This is a genomic window from Gordonia lacunae, assembly GCF_002149015.1.
Classification (GTDB): Bacteria; Actinomycetota; Actinomycetes; order Mycobacteriales; family Mycobacteriaceae; genus Gordonia; species Gordonia lacunae.
In genome coordinates this window covers 15294-36970 of record NZ_NGFO01000012.1, presented here as the reverse complement: position 1 = coordinate 36970, position 21677 = coordinate 15294, and the positions used below count along the sequence as shown (strand labels likewise).

20 protein-coding genes are annotated in these 21677 nt (G+C 68.6%); 10 read left to right on the top strand and 10 right to left on the bottom strand.

What is annotated here, in order from left to right:
• Positions 1–34: 34 nt before the first annotated feature.
• From CA982_RS12055 to CA982_RS12045, 3 genes are read left to right on the top strand one after another with little or no spacing between them, the layout of a single operon-like run.
• Positions 35–754 carry a lipid droplet-associated protein gene (locus CA982_RS12055; RefSeq protein WP_086535570.1) on the top strand — a complete coding sequence of 240 codons (720 nt, stop codon included), beginning with the start codon at positions 35–37 and terminating at the stop codon, positions 752–754.
• On the top strand, positions 751–2088 hold the full coding sequence (gene xseA, locus CA982_RS12050) for an exodeoxyribonuclease VII large subunit (protein ID WP_086535569.1): 1338 nt from the start codon (positions 751–753) through the stop codon (positions 2086–2088). Before CA982_RS12055 ends, xseA begins: the two co-directional genes overlap by 4 nt.
• On the top strand, positions 2085–2330 hold the full coding sequence (locus CA982_RS12045) for an exodeoxyribonuclease VII small subunit (RefSeq protein ID WP_086535568.1): 246 nt from the start codon (positions 2085–2087) through the stop codon (positions 2328–2330). The genes xseA and CA982_RS12045 overlap by 4 nt, the downstream gene beginning before the upstream one ends.
• Here the strand turns inward: CA982_RS12045 and CA982_RS12040 are convergent, their stop codons facing one another.
• Together CA982_RS12040 and CA982_RS12035 are read right to left on the bottom strand one after the other, a co-directional pair.
• The gene (locus tag CA982_RS12040) at positions 2331–2651 is read right to left on the bottom strand and encodes a hypothetical protein (protein ID WP_086535567.1); all 321 of its coding nucleotides are present in this window, start codon (positions 2649–2651) and stop codon (positions 2331–2333) included.
• 57 nt (positions 2652–2708) lie between these two features.
• Positions 2709–3287 carry a DUF4245 domain-containing protein gene (locus CA982_RS12035; protein WP_086535566.1) on the bottom strand — a complete coding sequence of 193 codons (579 nt, stop codon included), beginning with the start codon at positions 3285–3287 and terminating at the stop codon, positions 2709–2711.
• Positions 3288–3417: 130 nt separating this feature from the next.
• Here CA982_RS12035 and glpX point away from each other — a divergent pair, with 130 nt between their 5' ends.
• The 4 genes from glpX (at position 3418) to CA982_RS12015 (ending at position 8348) form a co-directional block, all read left to right on the top strand.
• Positions 3418–4413, top strand: a complete 996-nt coding sequence (glpX, locus tag CA982_RS12030) for a class II fructose-bisphosphatase (RefSeq protein ID WP_086535565.1) — start codon at positions 3418–3420, stop codon at positions 4411–4413.
• A gap of 117 nt (positions 4414–4530) precedes the next feature.
• Positions 4531–6228 carry a fumarate hydratase gene (locus CA982_RS12025; RefSeq protein ID WP_086535646.1) on the top strand — a complete coding sequence of 566 codons (1698 nt, stop codon included), beginning with the start codon at positions 4531–4533 and terminating at the stop codon, positions 6226–6228.
• Positions 6229–6234: 6 nt separating this feature from the next.
• Positions 6235–7641, top strand: a complete 1407-nt coding sequence (locus CA982_RS12020) for a class II fumarate hydratase (protein ID WP_086535564.1) — start codon at positions 6235–6237, stop codon at positions 7639–7641.
• Between the two features lie 5 nt (positions 7642–7646).
• Positions 7647–8348, top strand: a complete 702-nt coding sequence (locus CA982_RS12015) for a PIG-L deacetylase family protein (protein ID WP_086535563.1) — start codon at positions 7647–7649, stop codon at positions 8346–8348.
• 323 nt (positions 8349–8671) lie between these two features.
• Here CA982_RS12015 and CA982_RS12005 read toward each other — a convergent pair whose 3' ends face one another.
• A complete protein-coding gene (locus CA982_RS12005) occupies positions 8672–10393 on the bottom strand; it encodes a GAF domain-containing sensor histidine kinase (protein ID WP_086535561.1) in 1722 nt (573 codons plus the stop codon).
• Positions 10394–10552: 159 nt separating this feature from the next.
• On the opposite strand from CA982_RS12005, the gene CA982_RS12000 reads away from it, so the two are divergent.
• Together CA982_RS12000 and CA982_RS11995 are read left to right on the top strand one after the other, a co-directional pair.
• On the top strand, positions 10553–11200 hold the full coding sequence (locus CA982_RS12000; protein ID WP_086535560.1) for a response regulator transcription factor: 648 nt from the start codon (positions 10553–10555) through the stop codon (positions 11198–11200).
• Between the two features lie 136 nt (positions 11201–11336).
• The gene (locus CA982_RS11995) at positions 11337–12242 is read left to right on the top strand and encodes a universal stress protein (RefSeq protein WP_086535559.1); all 906 of its coding nucleotides are present in this window, start codon (positions 11337–11339) and stop codon (positions 12240–12242) included.
• Between the two features lie 381 nt (positions 12243–12623).
• Here CA982_RS11995 and CA982_RS11985 read toward each other — a convergent pair whose 3' ends face one another.
• The 5 genes from CA982_RS11985 to CA982_RS11965 all read right to left on the bottom strand — a co-directional run bounded on the left by CA982_RS11985 (position 12624) and on the right by CA982_RS11965 (position 19332).
• Positions 12624–13601: a L,D-transpeptidase family protein gene (locus CA982_RS11985; RefSeq protein ID WP_086535558.1), complete on the bottom strand. Its 978-nt coding sequence runs from the start codon at positions 13599–13601 to the stop codon at positions 12624–12626.
• Positions 13602–14144: 543 nt separating this feature from the next.
• The gene (phoH2, locus tag CA982_RS11980) at positions 14145–15437 is read right to left on the bottom strand and encodes an RNA 5'-3' helicase PhoH2 (protein WP_086535557.1); all 1293 of its coding nucleotides are present in this window, start codon (positions 15435–15437) and stop codon (positions 14145–14147) included.
• A 356-nt stretch (positions 15438–15793) separates the two neighbouring features.
• Entirely contained in the window at positions 15794–16660 is an 867-nt protein-coding gene (locus CA982_RS11975; RefSeq protein WP_086535556.1) for an acyl-ACP desaturase, read from the bottom strand.
• Between the two features lie 44 nt (positions 16661–16704).
• Positions 16705–18012 carry a serine hydroxymethyltransferase gene (glyA, locus tag CA982_RS11970; protein WP_086535555.1) on the bottom strand — a complete coding sequence of 436 codons (1308 nt, stop codon included), beginning with the start codon at positions 18010–18012 and terminating at the stop codon, positions 16705–16707.
• An 87-nt stretch (positions 18013–18099) separates the two neighbouring features.
• A complete protein-coding gene (locus CA982_RS11965; protein WP_086535554.1) occupies positions 18100–19332 on the bottom strand; it encodes a DUF885 domain-containing protein in 1233 nt (410 codons plus the stop codon).
• 97 nt (positions 19333–19429) lie between these two features.
• Between CA982_RS11965 and coaA the strand changes: the two genes are divergently transcribed.
• Entirely contained in the window at positions 19430–20371 is a 942-nt protein-coding gene (gene coaA / locus CA982_RS11960) for a type I pantothenate kinase (RefSeq protein WP_086535553.1), read from the top strand.
• On the opposite strand, the gene CA982_RS11955 is transcribed toward coaA, so the two are convergent.
• Both CA982_RS11955 and CA982_RS11950 read right to left on the bottom strand, forming a co-directional pair.
• Positions 20343–20852, bottom strand: a complete 510-nt coding sequence (locus CA982_RS11955; RefSeq protein ID WP_244176236.1) for a carboxymuconolactone decarboxylase family protein — start codon at positions 20850–20852, stop codon at positions 20343–20345. The two genes, coaA and CA982_RS11955, sit on opposite strands and share 29 nt — an antisense overlap.
• Positions 20849–21628, bottom strand: coding sequence for an SDR family oxidoreductase (locus tag CA982_RS11950; protein WP_086535552.1), 780 nt, complete (start codon positions 21626–21628; stop codon positions 20849–20851). The genes CA982_RS11955 and CA982_RS11950 overlap by 4 nt, the downstream gene beginning before the upstream one ends.
• Between the last annotated feature and the right edge of the window lie 49 nt (positions 21629–21677).

Below are 21677 nucleotides of genomic sequence, written 5' to 3'. Positions count from 1 at the left end.
TACGCGGCGTTGCTCGTGATGGCAGAGTGTTGGCATGGATCGCGCACCATACCCGGCCCGGATAGCCGCAGGTCTGATCGTCACCGCTCTCGAGGAGACGCGGAAGCTCCCGGCGCTGCTGATCACGTTGCCGATGACCGCGGTCAGCCAGACACTGCAGGCCGGCATGCGGGCGCAGCAGAACATCGCCGAACTGGCCATCAAGGGCGATGCCGCCCTGGAGATGTTCTTCGACCGGCCCGACGAACAGCCCGAGTGGGCGCGCTTCGACGAGGACGAGGCGACGACCCCCGAGCCGGACTCGACGCCCGCTCCCGCCGCGCCGGCACCGACACCCGAGCCCGCTGCGCCCGAGCCCGCAGCAGCCAAGGCCCTGGCACCGAAGACCCCCGCGCCGACCACCATCGACGAGGAGGTCGAGGAGGCGGCCACCGACGCCGATCTCGCCGCGCCGCCGCGGGCCGACGCCGGACGTTTCGCGCTGTACAGTTCGACCCCCGACGAAGTCGTCGCGGCCGAGGTACCGGGCACCGAGGCGGTGGGTGCCTCCGACGGCTCGGGGCCCGAGATCGTCGAACTCATCGACTACGACACCCTGACACTCGCGCAACTGCGCGCCCGGCTCCGCTCGGTCGCCATCGAGGACCTGATCGCCCTCGTCGACTACGAGAAGGCCGCCCGCAACCGCGCGCCGTTCGTGACGATGCTGGAGAACCGGATCGCCGCGCAGAACAAGCGCTCCACCGAAGCGTGACCGGGTCCGACACGAGCGACACACCGCGACGTTCCTCCTCGCCGAACTCGGCCGAGCATCCGTGGCCGGTCCGGACGGTCAACACCAAGATCGCCGACTGGATACACCGGCTCGGACAGATCTGGGTGGAGGGTCAGGTCACCCAGATCAGTCGGCGGCCGGGGACTCGGACCGCGTTCCTCACCCTGCGCGATCCCGCCGCGGACATCTCGATCTCGGTGACGTGCAGCCCGGATCTGCTGGCGCGCACCGAGGTTCCGTTGACCGACGGCAGTTCCGTGGTGGTCTTGGGCCGGCCCAGTTACTACACCGGCCGCGGCACGGTGTCCCTGCGGGTCAGCGAGATCCGGGCGGTGGGCATCGGCGAGCTGCTGCTGCGCATCGAACGACTGCGTCAGCTCATGGCCGCCGAGGGACTCTTCGACGCGCGCCTCAAGCGACCGTTGCCGTTCCTGCCAAGGGCCATCGGCCTGATCAGCGGTCGTGCGAGCGCCGCGCAGCACGATGTGGTGAGCGTGGCCACGGCGCGCTGGTCGGATGTACGTTTCGACATCCGGGAGGCGCCGGTGCAGGGCCCGACGGCCGTCGCCCGCATCCTCACCCATCTCGCCGAACTCGACGCGAGCCCCGACGTCGAGGTCATCATCATCGCGCGCGGCGGGGGCAGCGTCGAAGACCTGCTCCCCTTCTCCGACGAGGCGTTGTTGCGCGCGGTCTCGCGGTGCCGGACGCCGGTGGTCAGCGCGATCGGGCACGAGCCGGACAATCCGCTGCTCGATTTCGTCGCGGATCTGCGGGCGGCGACGCCGACGGATGCCGCCAAACGAGTGGTCCCCGATGTCGAGGCCGAACTCGCCGGGATCGCCGACCTGCGTCGCCGCAGTGCGCAGGCGCTGCGCAACTGGGTGCGTCGGGAGTCCGGCGTCGTGGCGTCCTTCCGGGCCCGTCCGGTGCTGGCTCGCCCCGGGGTGCTGGTGGACTCCGAAGCCGCCCGGGTGGCCGAACTGGTCCGCGTGCTGCGTCGGGATGTGTTGCGGCACATCGATTCCGAGGACCGACGCGCCGACCACCTCGCTGCCCGACTGTCGACCCTCGGTCCCGCCCAGACCCTGGCACGCGGTTATGCGGTGGTCCAGCGCACCGACACCGACCCACCGCACGTGGTCGGCAGCCTCGACGACCTGCCACCGGGTGCGCCGCTGCGCATCCGGGTCGCCGACGGCGCCGCGACCGCCCGGGTCGACGGACCGGCCCCACGACGCTCCCGCGCACGATCCCGTACGAGCGGCGCGACCGGACCGACGAAGGCGCAGAAAGACGGAGGAGACGCGTGAGCACCGACGAGACATTCACCCCGATCGAGGAACTCGGGTACGAAGAAGCACGGGACGAGCTCGCCGAGATCGTCACCACGCTCGAGCACGGCGGGCTCGATCTCGACGCTTCGCTGGCACTGTGGGAACGGGGCGAGGCCCTCGCCACGCGCTGCGAGGAGCACCTGCGGGGAGCCCGGGAACGCATCGAGGCGGTCATCTCCGAGAAGAGCGCCGATTCCGACGACGAGGACGACGACTGATCAGTCGAACCGCGCGAGCAACTCGTGGTCGAGGGCGCTGGCGCGAGCAGCGTCGGCAGTCGGTCGCGCACCCGCGGGCACGAGGGCCGGCCGACGATCCTCCCCACCTCTCGTCGGGGAGGACAGCGGCCGCCCCACAGCGGGTCCGGACACCGGCCCGACGACGCCCGGGGCCCGTGTTGTCACCGCGACCCCGGCAGCGGGCGTGACGAGTGCGTCGGCGCGCGGCACCGGACCGGTCACGACCAGCGGTACCAGAACCGCGACCAGCACGAGTCGCGCCCACGCGACGTGCGGGCCGAACCCGGTTCCCCCATCCATGAGCGCCTCCTGGAGACGACGCTAGGAACTGCGGTCCGAGTTCTCACGAGTAGTGCGCTACCCCACTCGCAGCGGCTCCTGCGCGACCACCGACGACGCGATCGTCTCGATGTCGGCATCGCTGCCCCGCGACAGCACCGCGATGCGTACGTCGCCGAGATCGGTGATCCAGAATTTCTTGCCCTCCGCCGTCTCGTAGGTCACCCACTGGCGTCCGCCCGACTGCCGGGTACCGGTGCCGGCGATGTCGCCGAAATCACCCCGGCTGCCACCGAGGTACGGCACGAACACGTCCTCCGGCGCATCGGTCTGGCTGAGCTGGACGTAGGCGCCACCGCTGCTCAACCAGCCCACCGTGCTGATCCGGTGCCCCTCGATCGCATCCGACGAACCGGAGTTGGGCCGCCATCCCGGAGGCGTCGGCGGGCGGCGGATCGGGAACGGGAGCTGACTCGCATCGGCGTTCAATGCGCTGACCACGTCGAACGGCGGCAGCTTGCTGTCGGCCACGTCTTTCGACGCCCCGATCGAGCAGTTCCCCGAGGCAATCAGCACCAGCGCACAGAGCGCGAGCAACGGCACCAACGACCAGAACATGTCCTTGCCGTTGATGAGAATGCGGGGTTTGTCTGCCATGGCGCCGAGTATCCCACCAGCAGGGTCACTGACCGAATGCCCGGTGTGACATGCAAGGATGGTGTCTGAGACCACCGCCACAATCACTCGGCGCGCACGGATCAGCGCCGGACAGAGGAGTCGATTGCCCATGACCGCCAGCACCCATCAGGCCCCGGACCGCAACCTCGCGATGGAGTTGGTCCGCGTGACCGAGTCGGCTGCCCTCGCGGCCGGGCGATGGGTCGGCCGGGGCGACAAGAACGGCGGTGACGGGGCTGCGGTCGACGCGATGCGCGAACTGCTCTCCTCGGTGTCGATGCGCGGTGTCGTGGTCATCGGCGAAGGCGAGAAGGACGAGGCGCCGATGCTCTACAACGGCGAAGAGGTCGGCAACGGCGAGGGCCCCGACTGCGACGTCGCGGTCGACCCGATCGACGGCACCACGCTGATGGCGGAGGGGCGTCCCAACTCGATCTCGGTGATCGCGGTCAGCGAACGCGGCACCATGTACGACCCCTCGGCCGTGTTCTACATGGACAAGATCGCCGTCGGCCCCGACGCCAAGGGCGCCATCAACATCAACGAGTCCGTCGAGTGGAACATCAACTCGGTCGCCAAGGCGAAGGGCATCGACGTCGCGGACCTGACGGTCATCGTCCTCGACCGCCCGCGCCATGCCGACCTCATCGGCGAGATCCGCCAGGCCGGCGCCAAGATCCGCCTCATCTCCGACGGCGACGTCGCCGGTGCGGTCGCGGCCGCCGACGACTACTCCACCGTCGACATGCTGATGGGCGTCGGCGGCACGCCCGAGGGCATCATCACCGCGGTGGCGATGAAGTGCATGGGCGGCGAGATCCAGGGCAAGCTGTGGCCCCGTAACGACGAAGAGCGCCAGAAGGCCATCGACGCCGGCCACGATCTGGACCGGGTCCTCACCAACGACATCCTCGTCAGCGGCGAGAACGCCTTCTTCTGCGCCACCGGTGTCACCAACGGCGACATGCTGCGCGGCGTCACCTACCGGCCCAACGGCGCCACGACCCGGTCGCTGGTGATGCGCTCGAAGTCCGGCACCGTCCGGCGCATCGAGGCCGTCCACAAGCCGGCCAAGCTCCGCGGCTACTCCCGCATCGATCTCTGAGACCCGATTCGGCCCCTCGCCGGCGCCGGGAGCGGAGCGAGCGGGCCGAATGTCCCGGCGCCTTCCCGGGTCAACCTCTGGCGTGGGGCCGTTCTCGTGGGCGATACGATGCGGTCCGTGAGTAAACCAGCCTCAGCCCCCGAGTTTCTCTACTCCGATCTGCTCCCCACTGGCGCCGACGAGACCCCGTACCGGTTGATCACCACCGACGGTGTGTCCACGTTCTCCGCAGGCGGCCGGACCTTCCTGCAGGTCGACCCGGAGGCCATCCGGAGGCTCACCGCCGAGGCCATGCACGACATCAGTCACTACCTGCGCCCGGCTCACCTCGCACAGCTGCGCAAGATCATCGACGACCCGGAGGCGTCGGGCAACGATCGGTTCGTCGCCCTCGACCTGCTCAAGAACGTCAACATCTCCGCCGGCGGCGTGCTGCCGATGTGCCAGGACACCGGCACCGCGATCGTGATGGGCAAGAAGAGCGAAGGGGTCCTCACCGGCACCGACGACGCCGAGGCGATCTCCCGGGGTGTCTACGACGCCTACACCCAGCTCAACCTGCGCTACTCCCAGCTCGCCCCGCTGACGACCTACGAGGAGAAGAACACCGGCTCCAATCTGCCCGCGCAGGTCGAGATCTACGCGACCGAGCAGGGACCCAAGGGTCCGGAGTACAAGTTCCTGTTCATGGCCAAGGGCGGTGGCAGCGCCAACAAGTCGTTCCTGTTCCAGGAGACCAAGGCGATCCTGAACCCGAAGAGCATCCTGAAGTTCCTCGACGAGAAGATCCGCTCGCTGGGCACCGCGGCCTGCCCGCCGTATCACCTGGCCGTCGTGATCGGTGGCACGTCAGCCGAATTCGCGCTCAAGACCGCCAAATACGCGTCGGCGCACTATCTCGACAACCTGCCCACGGAGGGCTCGATGTCGGCGCACGGATTCCGTGACCTCGAGCTCGAGGACGAGGTCGTCAAACTCACCCAGTCCTTCGGCATCGGAGCGCAATTCGGCGGCAAGTACTTCTGCCACGACGTGCGGGTGGTCCGTCTGCCCCGCCACGGCGCGTCGTGTCCGGTGGCGATCGCGGTGTCGTGCTCGGCCGACCGTCAGGCCCTCGGCAAGATCACCGCCGACGGTGTCTTCCTCGAGCAGCTCGAGACCGACCCGGCCCGCTACATGCCGGCAGCCGGTGTGGCCGAGGACATCTCGGGCGGCGAGGTGGTCGAGGTCGATCTCAACCGGCCGATGCCGGAGATCCTTGCGCAGCTCTCGGAGTATCCGGTCAAGACGCGCCTGTCGCTGACCGGACCGCTGGTCGTCGCGCGCGACATCGCCCACGCCAAGATCAAGGAACGCCTCGACGCCGGCGAACCGATGCCCGACTACCTGCGTGACCACCCCGTCTACTACGCGGGGCCGGCGAAGACCCCCGAGGGCATGGCGTCGGGATCGTTCGGGCCGACGACGGCCGGTCGGATGGACAGCTACGTCGAGCAGTTCCAGGCCGCCGGCGGCTCGATGGTCATGCTGGCCAAGGGAAATCGGTCCAAGCAGGTGACCGAGGCCTGCGGCTCGCACGGCGGCTTCTACCTCGGTTCGATCGGTGGGCCCGCGGCACGTCTGGCGCTCGACTGCATCAAGAGCCAGGAGATCATCGAGTACCCCGAACTCGGCATGGAGGCCGTGTGGAAGATCGAGGTCGAGAATTTTCCCGCGTTCATCGTTGTTGACGACAAGGGCAACGACTTTTTCACCGACCCGAGCGGGGCCGTGAACGTCCCGCTGAGCGGCATAAGGATCCGATCTAAGGAGTAGACACCGATGACCGAGGCAGGCCAGCAGTACCGCATCGAACACGACACCATGGGCGAGGTCCAGGTGCCCGTCGACGCCCTGTGGCGGGCCCAGACGCAGCGAGCCGTCGAGAACTTCCCGATCAGCGGACGCCCGCTCGAGCGGACGCAGATCCGGGCGATGGGACTGCTGAAGGCGGCCTGCGCCACGGTCAACTCCGACCTCGGCCTCCTCGACGCGGAGAAGGCCGAGGCGATCGTCGCCGCGGCCACCGAGATCGCCGACGGTCTCCACGACGACCAGTTCCCGATCGATGTGTTCCAGACCGGTTCGGGCACCAGCTCGAACATGAACACCAACGAGGTCATCGCGTCGATCGCCAAGTCACGCGGCGTGGACGTCCACCCCAACGACCACGTCAACATGTCCCAGTCGTCCAACGACACCTTTCCGACGGCGACGCACGTCGCCGCCACCGAGGCGGCCGTCACCGACCTGATCCCGGCCCTCGAGCACTTGCGAAACGCACTGGGCGACAAGGCGACCGAGTGGCGTGAGGTCGTCAAGAGCGGCCGCACGCACCTGATGGACGCCGTGCCGGTCACGCTCGGACAGGAGTTCGGCGGCTACGCACGCCAGGTCGAGGCGGGCATCGAACGCATCACCGCCACCCTTCCCCGCGTCGGCGAGCTGCCCATCGGCGGTACCGCCGTCGGCACGGGCCTCAACGCACCGGACGGTTTCGGCACCAAGGTCGTCGCCGAACTCGTGCGGTTGACCGGCGTCGAGTCCCTGTCGCTCGCGAAGGACAACTTCGAGGCACAGGCGGCCCGCGACGGGCTCGTCGAACTCTCCGGTCAGCTCAAGACGATCGCGGTGTCCCTCACCAAGATCGCCAACGACGTCCGCTGGATGGGCTCGGGTCCGCTCACCGGACTCGGCGAGATCCTCCTCCCCGATCTCCAACCGGGCAGCTCCATCATGCCCGGCAAGGTCAATCCCGTTCTGCCCGAGGCGGTCACACAGGTCGCGGCGCAGGTCATCGGTAACGACGCCGCGGTCACCTGGGGTGGCGGCAACGGAGCCTTCGAACTCAACGTCTACATCCCGATGATGGCGCGCAACGTCCTCGAATCGCTCAAGCTGCTCGCCAACGTCTCCCGGCTGTTCGCCGACCGGTGCATCGCCGGGCTGCAGGCCAACACCGAGCGGTTGCGCACACTCGCGGAGAGCTCCCCCTCGATCGTCACGCCGCTCAACAGCGCCATCGGTTACGAGGAGGCGGCGGCCGTGGCCAAGCAGGCCCTCAAGGAGGGCACGACGATCCGCGAGACCGTCCTCGCCCGCGGGCTGGTCGGCGACACGCTGACCGAAGACGAACTCGACGCGCGTCTCGACGTGCTGAAGATGGCCAACCTCGACCGGGAGCGCTGAGAACCGTGGCGGCGCAACTGCTCCCCTTCCCCACCGACTGGCAGACCGCGCTCGTGCTCGTCGCCCATCCCGACGATCCCGAGTACGGGATGGCGGCGGCCGTCGCCCGCTGGACCGGTGAGGGCCGCCGCGTCGTGTACGCGCTGGCCTCGAGCGGCGAGCGGGGCATCGAGGGTCTGGCGCCGGCCGAATGCGGCCCGCTGCGGGAAGCCGAGCAGCGCGCGTCGGCGTCGATCGTCGGCGTCGACGAGGTCGAGTTCTGGGGCTTTCCCGACAGCGACATCCGCAACGTCCCCGAGTTACGGGCCAAGATCGCCGAGACCGTCGAACGCGTCCGTCCGCAGGTCATCGTGTCGCTGTTCGGCGGTCCCGAATGGGCGCCGGGGATGCCGAACCAGCGCGACCACATGGAGTTCGCCGAGGCGGTGCTCGACGCCTATGACGCCCTGGAGTCCCCACCGTCGTGGTTGTTCGAGAACGGCCCGGCGGCGACCCACGTCGTCGAGGTCGAGGATCAGGTCGACACGGCTGTGCACGCCCTCGCCGCGCACGACCGGTACCTCTCGGTCCTCGACCCGGACACCCCGGTGCTCGATCAGGCTCGGGCACAGATCGAGATGGCGACGGCCCCGCGCGACGACGGCCCCCGCGGCCACGTGGCCGGCTTCGAACTGAAGCGAGGTCGGCCCGCCCGAGGCCCGGCATGATCCCGCCGGGCGGCGGCCTGCGGTTTTCTGGTCCTTGGCCCTCGCGTCGATGACCTTCGGCCCCTCCCGCCGGGCGCGCCGCCGGTGGATGGTGTGGGGGTCCGTTTCTCCGCGCACCGTCGGAGCACGCCTCTCCCAGGGGGACCGTCATCACCTTCACGGCCGTTCTCGTCGTTCTGTTCGCCGCCTTCGCCGCATGCGCGATCATCGGATTGTCGGTGTGGCTGTTGGTGCTCTTCGGGGTGCTGACCGGGCTGCACTCACTGGCCTGGCTGACCGAGCGGACCTCGGCCTGGCGGCTGCCGGCCGAGACCGAGACGTCGCTAGAGCTGCGCTGACCACCGCAGCGCGACACCGCCGCCGTCCGGCGGGGTGGTCAGCGTGAACTCGCCGCCGACCTTCTCCGCCCGCAGTGCGAGGTTGCGCAGTCCGCTGGGGGTCACGTCCGACGGCAGGCCGACGCCGTCGTCGATGACCTCGACGACGAGTTCGTCGGCGACCGCGATCGACACCGTCACCGTGGTCGCCCGGGCGTGCTTGACGACGTTGCTGACCGCCTCGCGGGTCACCGCGACGACGTGCTCGGCCAGTGGCGGGTCGACCACGGACAGGGGTCCCGACGTCCGCACGTGCATCTGTATCGGCAGGTCGTCGATCTGCTGATCGATGGCCTCCTGCACGCGCTGCCGCAGTCGCGTGACCGTCATGTCCTCGGCCTGCAGATCGAAGATCGTCGTCCGCACCTCCTGGACGATGTCCTGCAGATTGTTGATGGAGCGGGTGAGGCGCGAGCGGATGTCGGGTGAATGCGTCCGCTGCAGCGTGGCCTGCAGACTGAGACCTTCGGCGAAGATCCGCTGGATCACGTGGTCGTGCAGGTCGCGGGCGATGCGTTCGCGATCCTCGAGGACCCGCATCTGGTGGGTCTGCAACGTCGCGGAGGCGAGCTGCAGTGCCAGAGCGGCCTGATCGGCGAAGTCCGCGCTGAGCCCGAGCAGATCCCGCGCGAAGGGTTCCCGTCCGTCGGCCCGCATGGCGATCAGCACCCCCCTCGTGGAATCCGCCGTGCGCAGCGGGGCGGCCATGACCGGCCCGTAGCGCGTCGAATCACCCACGTCGTACTCCAGGTGATTCCGGAGTACCGGGGTCCGCTGGACGAACGCGGTTCCCGACGTCGAGCCGGTGATGGGGATGCTCTGGCCGCGGAAGACGTGACCGTCGGCGCCCTCGGCCACCGTGATGACCAGTTCGTCGATCAGTTCGACGGGCTCCTCGGTGTCGTGGGGTTCGGCGATGAAGACGAGGTCGGCGTCGGCGAGGCTCAGCACCTTCCGGGCGATCTGCTCGAGGACATCCTGGTGATCGGCGCCGGTCAGCAACTCGGTCATCACGTCGCGGTTGGCCTCGATCCAGGTCAGTTGGTTCTGCGCCTGCTCGTAGAGCCGGGCGTTGTCGATCGCGATCCCGGCCGCCGAGGCCAGCGCCTGGATCACCACCTCGTCGTCCTCGGTGAAGACGCCGCCGTTCTTCTTCTCGGTCAGGTAGAGGTTGCCGAAGATCTCGTCCCGAACCCGGATGGGCGTGCCGAGGAAGCTCGTCATCGGCGGATGGTTCGCGGGGAAACCCACCGATTCGGGGTGCTCGGACAGGTCGGACAGGCGCAGGAGTTCGGGCTGGTCGATGAGCAGGCCGAGGACGCCGCCCCCGGTGGGCAGGTTGCCGATCAGCACGCGGGTCTCGTCGTCGATGCCCTGCGAGAGGAACGCGGACAGGTGGTGGCCGCTCCCGAGCACGCCGAGCGCCCCGTACTCGGCGTCGACCAGTCGGATCGCCGACGCCACGATCGATTCGAGTGTGGTTTCCAGGTCGAGTCCGGAGCTGACGACAAGCATCGCCTGCAGGAGTCCATCGGTCTGATCGCGCACGTCGGCGATCTGGCTGATCCGGTCGGAGACCTCGTCGAGCAACTCGCGCAATCGCATCTGCGACAGCGCTTTCTGCAATTCGAGCGATCTCGGGTCGAGTTCCGAGAATTCGGAAACCATATTCGGATCATAGTCAGAGACGAATTCGCCCGCCGCGCTTCGGTCAACGAGGTTTCGGACCACGAAATCCGGGGAAATCGTTTGTTCGCCGTGCGCACATTCGGCGATGTCGGTCGCTGCGCCGTACAATCTGTGAGTCCGTTGCCGGAAGGAGACGGCATGATCAGGGTTTTCCTGGTCGACGACCACGAAATCGTCCGCCGGGGTCTTGTCGAACTCCTCGACTCCGTGTCCGACGTGGAGGTGGTCGGCGAAGCCGCGACCGTCGCGCAGGCACTGGCGCGGATTCCCGCGGTCTCACCGGACGTCGCCGTGCTCGATGTCCGGCTGCCCGACGGCAACGGCATCGAATTGTGCCGCGAGCTGTTGAGCCGCGTCGACGGCCTGCGGTGCCTCATGCTGACCTCCCTGACCGACGACGAGGCGATGATGGACGCCATCCTCGCCGGGGCCAGCGGGTATGTCATCAAGGACATCACCGGGATGGAGCTGGCACGGGCCATCGCCGACGTGGGAGCCGGGCGCTCGCTGCTCGACAATCGCGCCGCCGCGGCCCTGATGGACCGCTTGCGCGCGCGGCAGGACGCCGAGAAGCCGGCGGACGACGGGCTCAGCGAGCAGGACCGGACACTGCTCGCCCTCCTCGGGGAGGGCCTGACGAACCGTCAGATCGCGGCGCGGATGCACCTCGCGGAGAAGACCGTCAAGAACTACGTCTCACGTCTGCTCAGCAGGCTCGGGATGGAGCGACGCACCCAGGCGGCGGTGTACGCGGCGAAGGCCGCGAACCGCGATCGACGGCGCTGAGCCCTCCGCACAGGGTCCTTGGTCCTCACGATGGGGGATCTTCGTCGCATGCGCGCCGGGCGGCAGGGTCGTGTACTGGAAGGAACGGACCCCACGGGGGTCACCCGGTGTGCGACCTGAGAAGGGGGCAGCCGCGTTGACTGCGTCCACGATCGTCGGGATCGACGGTTCGGCCACCGCCCGCGCGGCGGCGTGCTGGGCCGCGCGCGATGCCCGGCTGCACGGTTCGCCGGTCGAACTCATCTCCGCCGCCTGCCCGTCGGCCGGCCTCGTCGCCGAGAGCCCGCAGGCCCTCGAGCCGCTGAGGCGGCGCGCCGAGCAGGCCCTGTCGGCATCGCGCCGTGCGATCGCGGAGTCGAGCGGTGCGGTCGCGGAGACCCCGCCGGCCGAGTCCGTCGCGACCCGGGTCGAGTGCGCACCACCGATTCCCACCCTGCTCGACGCCTCGTCGGCGGCACGGATGCTGGTCGTCGGCAATCGAGGTCATCGCGCGGGCGACCCGGTGGTGCTGGGTTCGGTCGCGGTCGCACTCGCCGAACACTGTCGGTGTCCGTTGACCGTGGTCCGCGACCCGGTCCCGGCTGTGCGGGAGCGGATGTCGGCCGCGGTGGTGGTCGGCGTGGACGGCTCGCCCGCGAGTCGCCGGGCCGCAACGGCGGCCTTCGCCGAGGCTGCGGTTCGCGGCGTCCCCCTCACCGTTGTCCACGCCTGGACCGACTCCGACGGGACCGATCGGGACCCGACGACGCTGTCGCCCGACCACGACCTCGTCGCCTGGCGCAGGTTGCGCGTCCGGGTGGCGGCCTGGCTCGACGACGAGCTCTCGATGCTGCGGCAAGACCATCCGGCGGTCCGGGTGCGGTGTTCCATCGTGCAGGACCGTCCGGCGCGGGCCCTGCTCGACCACGCCCAGGCCGCGCAAATGGTGGTGGTCGGTGCGCGCGGGCGCGGTGGCTTCGAACGCATGCTGCTGGGGTCGACGGGGCTCGCCGTCCTGCAGCGGGCCCGGTGCCCCGTCATGGTCATCCCGTTCGGTCGATGACCCGGTCCCGGGCGCCGTCCACCGAACGATGTGTCATTGGACCCTTGAGATCTACATCACATATGCTGAGACTGGAATGGTCGCTCGTCCGAGTGTGGGAGGGCTCTCCGACGACCGCGACCCGATACGTCCCCGAACGACAGAGGTCCACCGACATGACAGTTGTTTCCGCACTCGTGGAAACCAAAGGGTCCCCCTTCGACCGGAACTGCGACAGTTGCGGACGCAGCTTCACCGTCCGAGCTCCCCTTCGACGGTCCGCACTGGACGACCTCGCCCGGGTCAACGGCTGGCACCTCGGCACCGACACCACGTGGTGCCCTGGGTGCCGATGCGCCCGGTTGAGCCTGTCGTCGTCCTGAGCCGACCGCGCTTGCCCGGTCAGCCCGCCTGACCGGCGAGCCCGAAGAGCGAGGGAACCACGCCGACGAGCTGCGACAGCAGACCGGTCAGGACGTCGGCACCCGGGACACCCGACGTAGCGGGCGGTGTCGCCCCCGGCGGCGTCGTGCCCGGAGCGGTTTGAGGGGTTGCTCCGGGCGCCTCGCCGGCCGGTGCCCCCTGGTTGACGCCGATGGTGATCTTGGGATTCTTCGCCGGATCCAGCCACGCGAGGATCTGCTTCATCAGTTCGCGTTCGATCGCGACACAGCCCATGGTCGGTTCACCGTTGGTGACGTGGAGGAACATCGCCGAGGCCCGGCCCGGGGTGCGCTGCGGATTGTGCGCGATGTTGACCGCATAGTCGTAGACCGGACCGGAGTTGTACAGGTTCTCGCTGTCCCCGCCCGGACTCTGCGGCTGCCGCACGTGGGTGTTGTAGGTCGGCGACTTCATGTTCGAGTCCCACCAGTCCTGCTGGTCGACCTTGAGGTAGGGCATCTTGGTCCCGGGATTGGCCGCGCGGCCGAACGCCTGGTCGAGCGGGAAGGTGCCCTGCGGCGTCCGGTGGACGTTGTCCTTCGGCTCCCCCATGCCCAGCGAACCGAGGAACGCCTTCGTCGGGCCGATGACCGGCTTCCAACCACCGTCGGCACCCTTGTCGAACGCCGTCAGGGTGGCGGTGGTGTCGGACGCCTTGGGGGCCGTGACGACGATCATCTGGCTGGTCGGCCCGCTCGTTCCGGGCGCGCCGGTGCCATCGGTCCCGTCGGCCGATCCGGTCCCGCCCGCCAGTTGGTCGAGGATCCCGTCGAGCAGCGGGACACCCGATCCGGGCGTCGCTCCCGGGTTCGGCGTCGGGGACGTCCCCGGGGTCGTCGTTCCAGGTGTAGTTGTCTCTGGGGCGGCGAGCGACTGGCCGGCACCGCCGACAGTCGCGGCGAGCACCGCGATCACCAGTAGTCCCAGCAGTCTCATTTGCCTCATCAGTAACTTCTGCACCACACCAGTGTGACAGTGCGCAAGAGTCGATGAGTCACGTCCTGGTCACGGTGCGGTTCGGATCGGGTGTCGACCGAGCCGCCCTTCACCCGGCCCACGCGTAGGCGGGACAACGCGTTTCTCGATATGAAAACGGTGAATTGTCATATTTCGCGACGCAGATGACAGAACTATTTCGGAAATCAGAATTCGGAGCACAATGAAATAGCCGGACTTTTATTTGCGTGTTTGTTATCGAATCATTACTGTCGCAAACGACGGCACCTGATAAAGGTGATCGTCCACCGGATAGCCATTCGATCAAAGGGAGAACAATGACATCCTTGGAGAACGTCGAACTGCTCACCGCCATCGTCGACCTCCTGAATGCACTCGGCGACTTCACTCCCATCGAACCGCCGACCGCCTGATCTGACACCGAAGGCCGCGTCGACTCCACGCGAGTCGACGCGGCCCTTGGTTTTCGTTGTCCTGTTGAGTCGCACGAGCATTCGTGCGAAAAGACCGGCAGCCCGGTGACTAGGGTGCGAACTCCTCGAGCATCTCGGTCACGAGTGCGGCGATCGGCGACCGCTCGCTGCGGGTGAGCGTGATGTGCGCGAAGAGCGGGTGTCCCTTCAGCTTCTCGATGACCGCGGCCACCCCGTCGTGACGCCCCACCCGGAGGTTGTCACGCTGCGCGACGTCGTGCGTGAGCACCACCCGCGACCCCGAACCCAGCCGGGAGAGAACGGTGAGCAACACATTGCGCTCCAGAGACTGCGCCTCGTCGACGATGACGAACGAGTCGTGCAGCGATCGGCCACGGATGTGCGTCAGCGGCAGGACCTCCAGCATCCCGCGGCTGAGGACCTCGTCGATGACCTCCGGCGAGGCGAGTCCCTCGAGGGTGTCGAACACCGCCTGTGCCCACGGTCCCATCTTGTCCGACTCACTACCGGGCAGGTAACCCAGCTGCTGCCCACCGACCGCGTACAGCGGACGGAACACGACCACCTTGCGTTGCGTCCGCCTCTCCAGGACCGCTTCCAGGCCGGCGCAGAGCGCCAGCGCCGACTTCCCGGTGCCCGCCTTGCCTCCGAGCGACACGATCCCGACGCTGTCGTCGAGCAGCAGATCGAGAGCGACGCGCTGCTCGGCCGATCGTCCGTGGAGTCCGAAGGCCTCGCGGTCGCCGCGTACCAGCTGCACCCGCTTGTCGGCGTTCACGCGGCCCAGCGCACTCGAGGTCGCGCTGAGCAATCGGATTCCGGTGTGACACGGCAGTTCCCGGGCTTCGTCGATGTCCACGACACCCTCGGCGAACAGTGTGTTGATCGCGGTGGTGTCGACATCGAGCTCGGTCATGCCCGCCCACCCGGAGACGACGACGTCCTGGGCGTGGTACTCGTCGGCGGCCAGCCCCACCGCGCCGGCCTTCACACGCAGCGGCGTGTCCTTGGACACCAGCGTCACGTCCTTGCCCTCGGCACGCAGGTTGAGGGCGCAGGCGAGGATGCGGGAGTCATTGGAATCGGTGCGGAATCCGGCGGGCAGCACCGCGGGGTCGGTGTGGTTGAGCTCCACCTGGAGGGTGCCGCCGTCGTCGCCGATCTCGAGCGGCAGGTCGAGCCGGCCGTGTTCGAGTCGCATGTCGTCGAGCATGCGCAACGCCTCACGCGCGAACCAGCCGAGTTCGTGGTGGTGACGTTTGCCCTCGAGTTCGCTGATGACCACCAACGGCAGCACGACGTGGTGTTCGGCGAAGCGCATGACCGCCCAGGGGTCGGACAGCAGCACGGAGGTATCGAGGACGTAGGTGCGTGTGGTCACGTGGGGCTCCTACATTCGTGCGGCACCCGCACAAACCGGTGTTGGTCGACCGGCGGTCCAGTTGTCCGATGTCCCGGCGTCAGCCGAGGTGGACGAGGACCGGGGCCGGCCCCCTCGCGTTGCTCGCACAAACCACGAATTGAACCTCCCGAACGAACCGCTTCCCCGCGGTCCGTCACTCGCCAACGTACGCGCGAAAACCCGTGGCGGCGCGCCGGAATCGGGTGTGTCGGCGTGAATTGTGGGTAAACCGCCGTATCGTGTTGAGCGGAGACGCAACACGGCGCCACCAGGACTTTTGTCGTCCCGGTGGCGCCGTGTTCACGTTCGCGACGCCGTCGCGGTGGCGCGAGAGGTCAGCGGCCGGTGCGCGCGAGGATGCGGGTGCGCGCGGCCTCCGCCTCGTCGCCGAGACCCGAGACGGTGTCGAGCTTGACCGCGTCGGCCAGTGCCGCCGCGATGGCCGCCTTCACGTCCGCGTTCTCGTAGTCGGCGATGAGTGCACGCTCGGCGTCGAAGTCGGCGATGTCGTGGCCGATGGGCTCGTCGAGCGACAGCGCGCTGTCGATGGCGAGGACGGTGGCATCCTGGTCGGCGATGATCCCGGCATTGAGGAACGCCCCGAAGGTGGTCGCCTGCCCCTGATCGTCGTTGGCGATCTTCGTCAGGATCTCGACGAGTGCTTCGTCGCCGGCGACCGCCGACAGGCGCTTGATGAAGTGCACGCACTGGTTCTCGTGCACGGCCATCAGCGCGAGCACGTCGAGCGGTCCGAGCGGGTCGACCTGCTCCGGGACCTGCCGGTAACCCTGGGTGACGTGGATGCGACGACGCTCCTCGGCGTCCACCGGATCGATGGCGCGCCGGACGACGAGGTAGTCACGCAGCACGATGGCGTGCCGGTTGTCCTCGGCGGTCCACACGCCCACGAGCTGCCGCCAGTCGGAGAAGGCCGGGAAATGCTTGGCCAGCACCCGGTGATACGACGGCAGGTTGTCCTTGGTCAGCAGGAGCGCGAGCAGCCCGGCGCGTGCCTCGTCGGACAGGAAGGCCTCCGACGGGTCGAAGTCCGAGCCGCCGAGGAACCCGAAGTTGCGTCCGTCGTCCCACGGCACCCAGTCGTGCGGATTCCACGGACTCGCCGCCGACTGGTGGTCGTCGGCGATCTCGGGAAGAGCCTTCTCGAGCGCGATGATCAGGTCGTCTTCAGTGAGGGCGTTCATCGTCGAAAGGATACTGACGCGGTACCCGGCCGGGCAATCGGAGGTCAGATCCGGCTCATGAGGCCCCACTCCTCGAGACCCTCGTAGAGCGGGAAGTCGAGCGCGAGCTTGGACACACGCCCGCGCAGCGCCGAGACGTCGGCGGCGTCACCGGCCGCGAGCGCACCGGCGATGATGTCGGCGACCTCGGCGAACTGTTCGTCGCCGAAACCGCGCGTGGCCAGCGCCGGCGTCCCGATCCGCAGGCCCGAGGTGACCATCGGCGGGCGGGGGTCGAAGGGTACGGCGTTGCGGTTGACGGTGATGCCGACCTGGTGGAGGAGGTCCTCGGCCTGCTGCCCATCGAGCGCGCTGTTGCGCAGGTCGACGAGGACGAGGTGGACGTCGGTGCCGCCGGTCAGGACCGAGACCCCGGCCTCGGCGACGTCGGCGCCGGTGAGACGCTCGGCGAGCAGCCGGGCGCCGGACAGGGTGCGCTGCTGGCGCTCCACGAACTCTTCGGTGCCGGCGATCTTGAGGGCGACGGCCTTGGCGGCGATCGCGTGCATGAGCGGTCCGCCCTGCTGACCGGGGAACACCGCCGAGTTCAGCTTCTTGGCCCATTCCTGCTTGGCGAGGATGATCCCGGAGCGCGGCCCGCCGAGCGTCTTGTGCACGGTCGAGGACACGACGTCGGCATGCGGCACCGGCGACGGATGGAGTCCGGCGGCGACGAGGCCGGCGAAGTGCGCCATGTCGACCCAGAGGTGGGCGCCGACCTCGTCGGCGATGGCGCGGAACGCCTCGAAGTCGAGGGTCCGGGGGTAGGCCGACCAGCCGGCCACGATGACCTTCGGCTTGACGTCGAGGGCGATCTTGCGCACCTCGTCCATGTCGATGCGGAAGTCTTCCTTGCTCACGCCGTAGAAGGCGTTCTCGTAGAGCTTGCCGGAGAAGTTCAGGCGCATGCCGTGGGTGAGGTGACCGCCGTGGGCGAGGTCGAGACCGAGCATGGTCTCCCCCGGCTCCATGAGCGCCTGCAGCACCGCGGCATTGGCCTGGGCGCCCGAATGCGGCTGCACGTTCGCGAAGTCGGCACCGAACAGTTCCTTCGCCCGGTTGCGTGCGATGTCCTCGACGACGTCGACGTACTCGCAACCGCCGTAGTAGCGGCGGCCCGGATATCCCTCGGCGTACTTGTTGGTGAGCACGCTGCCCTGGGCCTGCAGGACCGCGCGCGGCACGAAGTTCTCCGAGGCGATCATCTCGAGGGTGTCGCGCTGGCGGCTGAGTTCGCCGTTCATGGCGGCGGCGACATCAGGGTCGAGCTCGGCCAGGGACATCGAGTTCAGGGATGACGGGTTCGCGGTCATGCCCCGATTCTAGGTACCAGGCGCCGGGAGCGAAGCGAGCGGGCCGAGTTGACCGGGCGCCGGGAGCGAAGCGAGCGGGCCGAGTGTCTACCGCAGTTCGCGGCGCAGACTCGCCGGGATCAGCGGCTCGTCGAGCAGGCGTCCGAATGCGGCCGCGCGGTCGTCGGCTGTGTCGAGCCACTCCCCGAGCAGCCGGTAACCCTCGACATAGGTGCTGATGTAAGCGCGCCACAGCGGTGAGGTGAGGAAGCGCAGCATCTGCCGTGCCCGTTCCTCGGGGGCGAAGAGCCAGCGCCGGAGGTGTTCGGCGACGGTGTCGGCGTCGGCGTGGCGGTCGTGCAGCATGAGCGCGGCGTCCTGCCGGACGGACAGGAGTCCGGCCGTGGCGCGTCCGACCGCCATCGCGCGCTCGGCGTCGAAGCGGAGGCCGAGATCGGCGTAGATCTCCTGCGCCCACGCACCCCAGTCGGTGCCGGCGATCGCGGCGAGGGCGTGATCGGCCAGGCCCTCGGCCATCAGGCACTGCGGCGTGTTGACCAGGAAGATGGACTGTTCGTCGTGTCCGGCACCGAGGAGGAGTTGCTCCTTGCGGCAGTGTTCGGTGTGGTGTCCGGGGTAGGCCTCATGCGCGATGAGGGCCGGCAGCGAGGACATGTACTGCGTGAGGTCGGCGTTGATGGCCACGCGCGAGCGGTAGTCCCCGAGGTAGTAGTTGAATCCCGACCACGGCTTGTCGGCGACGACCTCGAATTCGACGATCTCGTTGTCCGGCAACGGGTATGCCGATCGGACCCGTTCGCGGAGCGCGCCGCTGAACGCGCGGACGCACTCGTCCACCCGCTCGGCCGGGATCTCATCGGCACGCCGGTGCGCGGCATAGGCGTTCCGGAGATCGTCGCCCGTGGCGCCCGGGACGCCGAGCGCCTCTGCCAGTTCGGCGTGGGCCTGGCGGTAACGGCCCGGGTCGGCCATCTCGATGTCGACGTCGAAATAGGCGCGCACCTCGTCGACGAACCCGACATCGTCGCCCGCGAACGTGCGCGCCGAGCACTCCAGGGCGCGCAGGTGGGCGCCGACGAACTCGGCGCGGGCCGGGTCGAGTGCGCCGGGCAGGTCGGCGAGCAGGGCGCGGGCGCGTTCGGCGAGCCGGACCGGATCGGGCGCCGGCGCGTTCTCGACCTCCGCTTTCAGGGCGGGATCCCCGGTGTAGGCGTCGACGAAGCCCCGTTCGAGGCGATCGAAGGCGAGTCCGAGTCGGAGGTACTCGGTCACCAGCGGGTTCCGGGCGCGGGTGGCGTCGGCGACGGTCGAGGACGGCATATCGGCAGGCTACCGATCGGCGCCGATCCATGCCGCCCTAAGCTGTACGCATGATCACTCCGGGAGCGGCGGATCCGACATCGGCGGAGCTGCCCTGATGGCCCGCAACGCCACCGATCGGGATCCGAGTCTGTACCTGGAACTCGACCGGAGGCAGTGGCGTGAACTCCGCGAGTCCATGCCCCTGGTCCTCAACGAGGACGAACTGGCCGAACTCGTCGGCCTCGGTGAACAGATCGACCTGGACGAGGTCGCCGACGTCTATCTGCCCCTCTCCCGTCTGATCCACCTGCAAGTCGCTGCGCGACAACGGTTGTTCGCGGCGACCTCCACCTTCCTCGGCGAGCGGCAGACCAACCGTCAGGTCCCCTTCGTCATCGGGATCGCCGGCAGCGTGGCGGTCGGGAAGTCGACGACCGCACGTGTTCTCGCCGCCCTCCTCGCCCGCTGGGAATCGCATCCGAAGGTCGACCTGGTCACCACCGACGGTTTCCTGCTCCGCACCGCCGAGATGCAGCGCCGGGGCATCCTGCACCGCAAGGGATTTCCCGAGTCGTACGATCGTCGGGCACTGCTCCGCTTCGTCACCGAGGTGAAGTCGGGTGCTCGCGAGGTCGCCGCGCCGGTGTACTCGCACCTCGCCTACGACATCGTGCCCGACGTCTATCACTATGTGCGCCAGCCCGACATCCTCATCCTCGAGGGCCTCAACGTGCTCCAGACCGGCGAGACGCTGATGGTGTCGGACCTCTTCGACTTCTCCATCTACGTCGACGCCAAGATCGACGACATCGAGTCCTGGTACATCTCGCGCTTCCTCCAGATGCGGACGACCTCGTTCGCCAATCCGGACTCGCACTTCCACGCGTACGCGTCGTTGACCGACACCCAGGCGACGGCCGCGGCGCGGGATCTGTGGACCTCGATCAACCGCCCGAACCTGATCGAGAACATCCTGCCCACCCGGCCGCGGGCGTCACTGGTGTTACGCAAGGACTACGACCACTCGATCAACCGGGTGCGTCTGCGGAAGCTCTGACCGACGACGCGGCTCGGCGTTCGTCGAGTCCGGCCGGATAGCCGCCGGCGAGCGCGATCCGGTTCCAGGCGTTGATCATCACGATCGAGGCGACCAGCTGACCCATCTCAGCGGCGTCGAAATGCGCACGCACCGAGTCGAACACGTCGTCGGGTACGCCGTTCTCTCCGATCCGCGTGACGCTCTCGGTGAGGGCGAGCGCGGCCCGCTCGGCCGGCGTGAACGTCGGACCGGCCTCACGCCACGCGGCGATGAGCATCAGTGTGTGAGGATCGATGTCCTTGGCCAGGGCATCGGAGGTGTGCATGTGCAGACAGTAGGCACACCCGTTGAGCTGCGACGCCCGGATCACGATGAGTTCGGCGATCACCGGATCGACGCCGGCCGATGCCGCCCGCTGCAGTGCGACGAGAGCCTTGTAGACGGACGGATTGTCCTGCGGTATCCACATTCTGGTGGCCGGCCGGGTGCCCGCGCTCATCGCCGGCCCCCGGCCGCGGCGCGCTCGCGACCGGCCAGCCACCCGTCCAGTGTCGTCGTGGTGACCACATCCGGGTCGGCGGGCACGAGCCCGCCGCCCCGGATCGCCGGCCCACCGAACCGCACGCCCAGCACCCAGCGCGGCGAGCCGGTCTGTGCGGCAACCGCTTTCGCGACGTCGACCAGATCCATCGGCACCGGCCCGCTCACCTCGACCTTGCGCCTGCCCGATGGGCCCGAGGTCACCTCGTCGGCGACCGCAACGGCCACGTCGGCCACGGCTGCCGGCGCGCACCGCATCCGGGGCACCGCGGCGATCGGACCGAACCGCATCGTGGACATCATCTGCTCGGCGAGTTCGAACCACTGCACCGAGGCGATGATGGTGAGCGCGGCGGGGTCCACAACCTTCGCGTAGGCCGCTTCCTGCGCCGCCTTCCCCTGGTAGTAGCCGAACTTGCCGTTCACCGCCGGATCGTCGGCGTTGGCGATCGACACCACGACGACGTGCGCGACGCCCGCGGAAGTGGCGGCGCGCCCGACGTGGGTCGCCGTGGTCTCGAAGAAGTCGATGGCCTCCGCGGCCTTCAGCGTCTGGAGACTCAGGCAGTCGACGACGGCGTCGGCACCGTCGAACGCCGCCGCCAGACCGCTTCCGGTGTAGGCGTCGACACCGCTCGCGCGATGGGCGCGCACCACCTCGTGCCCGCGCTCGACGAGCAGGTCGGCGACCCGACTCCCCAGCGCGCCGCTGGCTCCCACGACCACGATCTTCATCTCGTTCCTCCTCAAGGACGGACATCTGGAAGTTTCTGGGTTTAGGCTA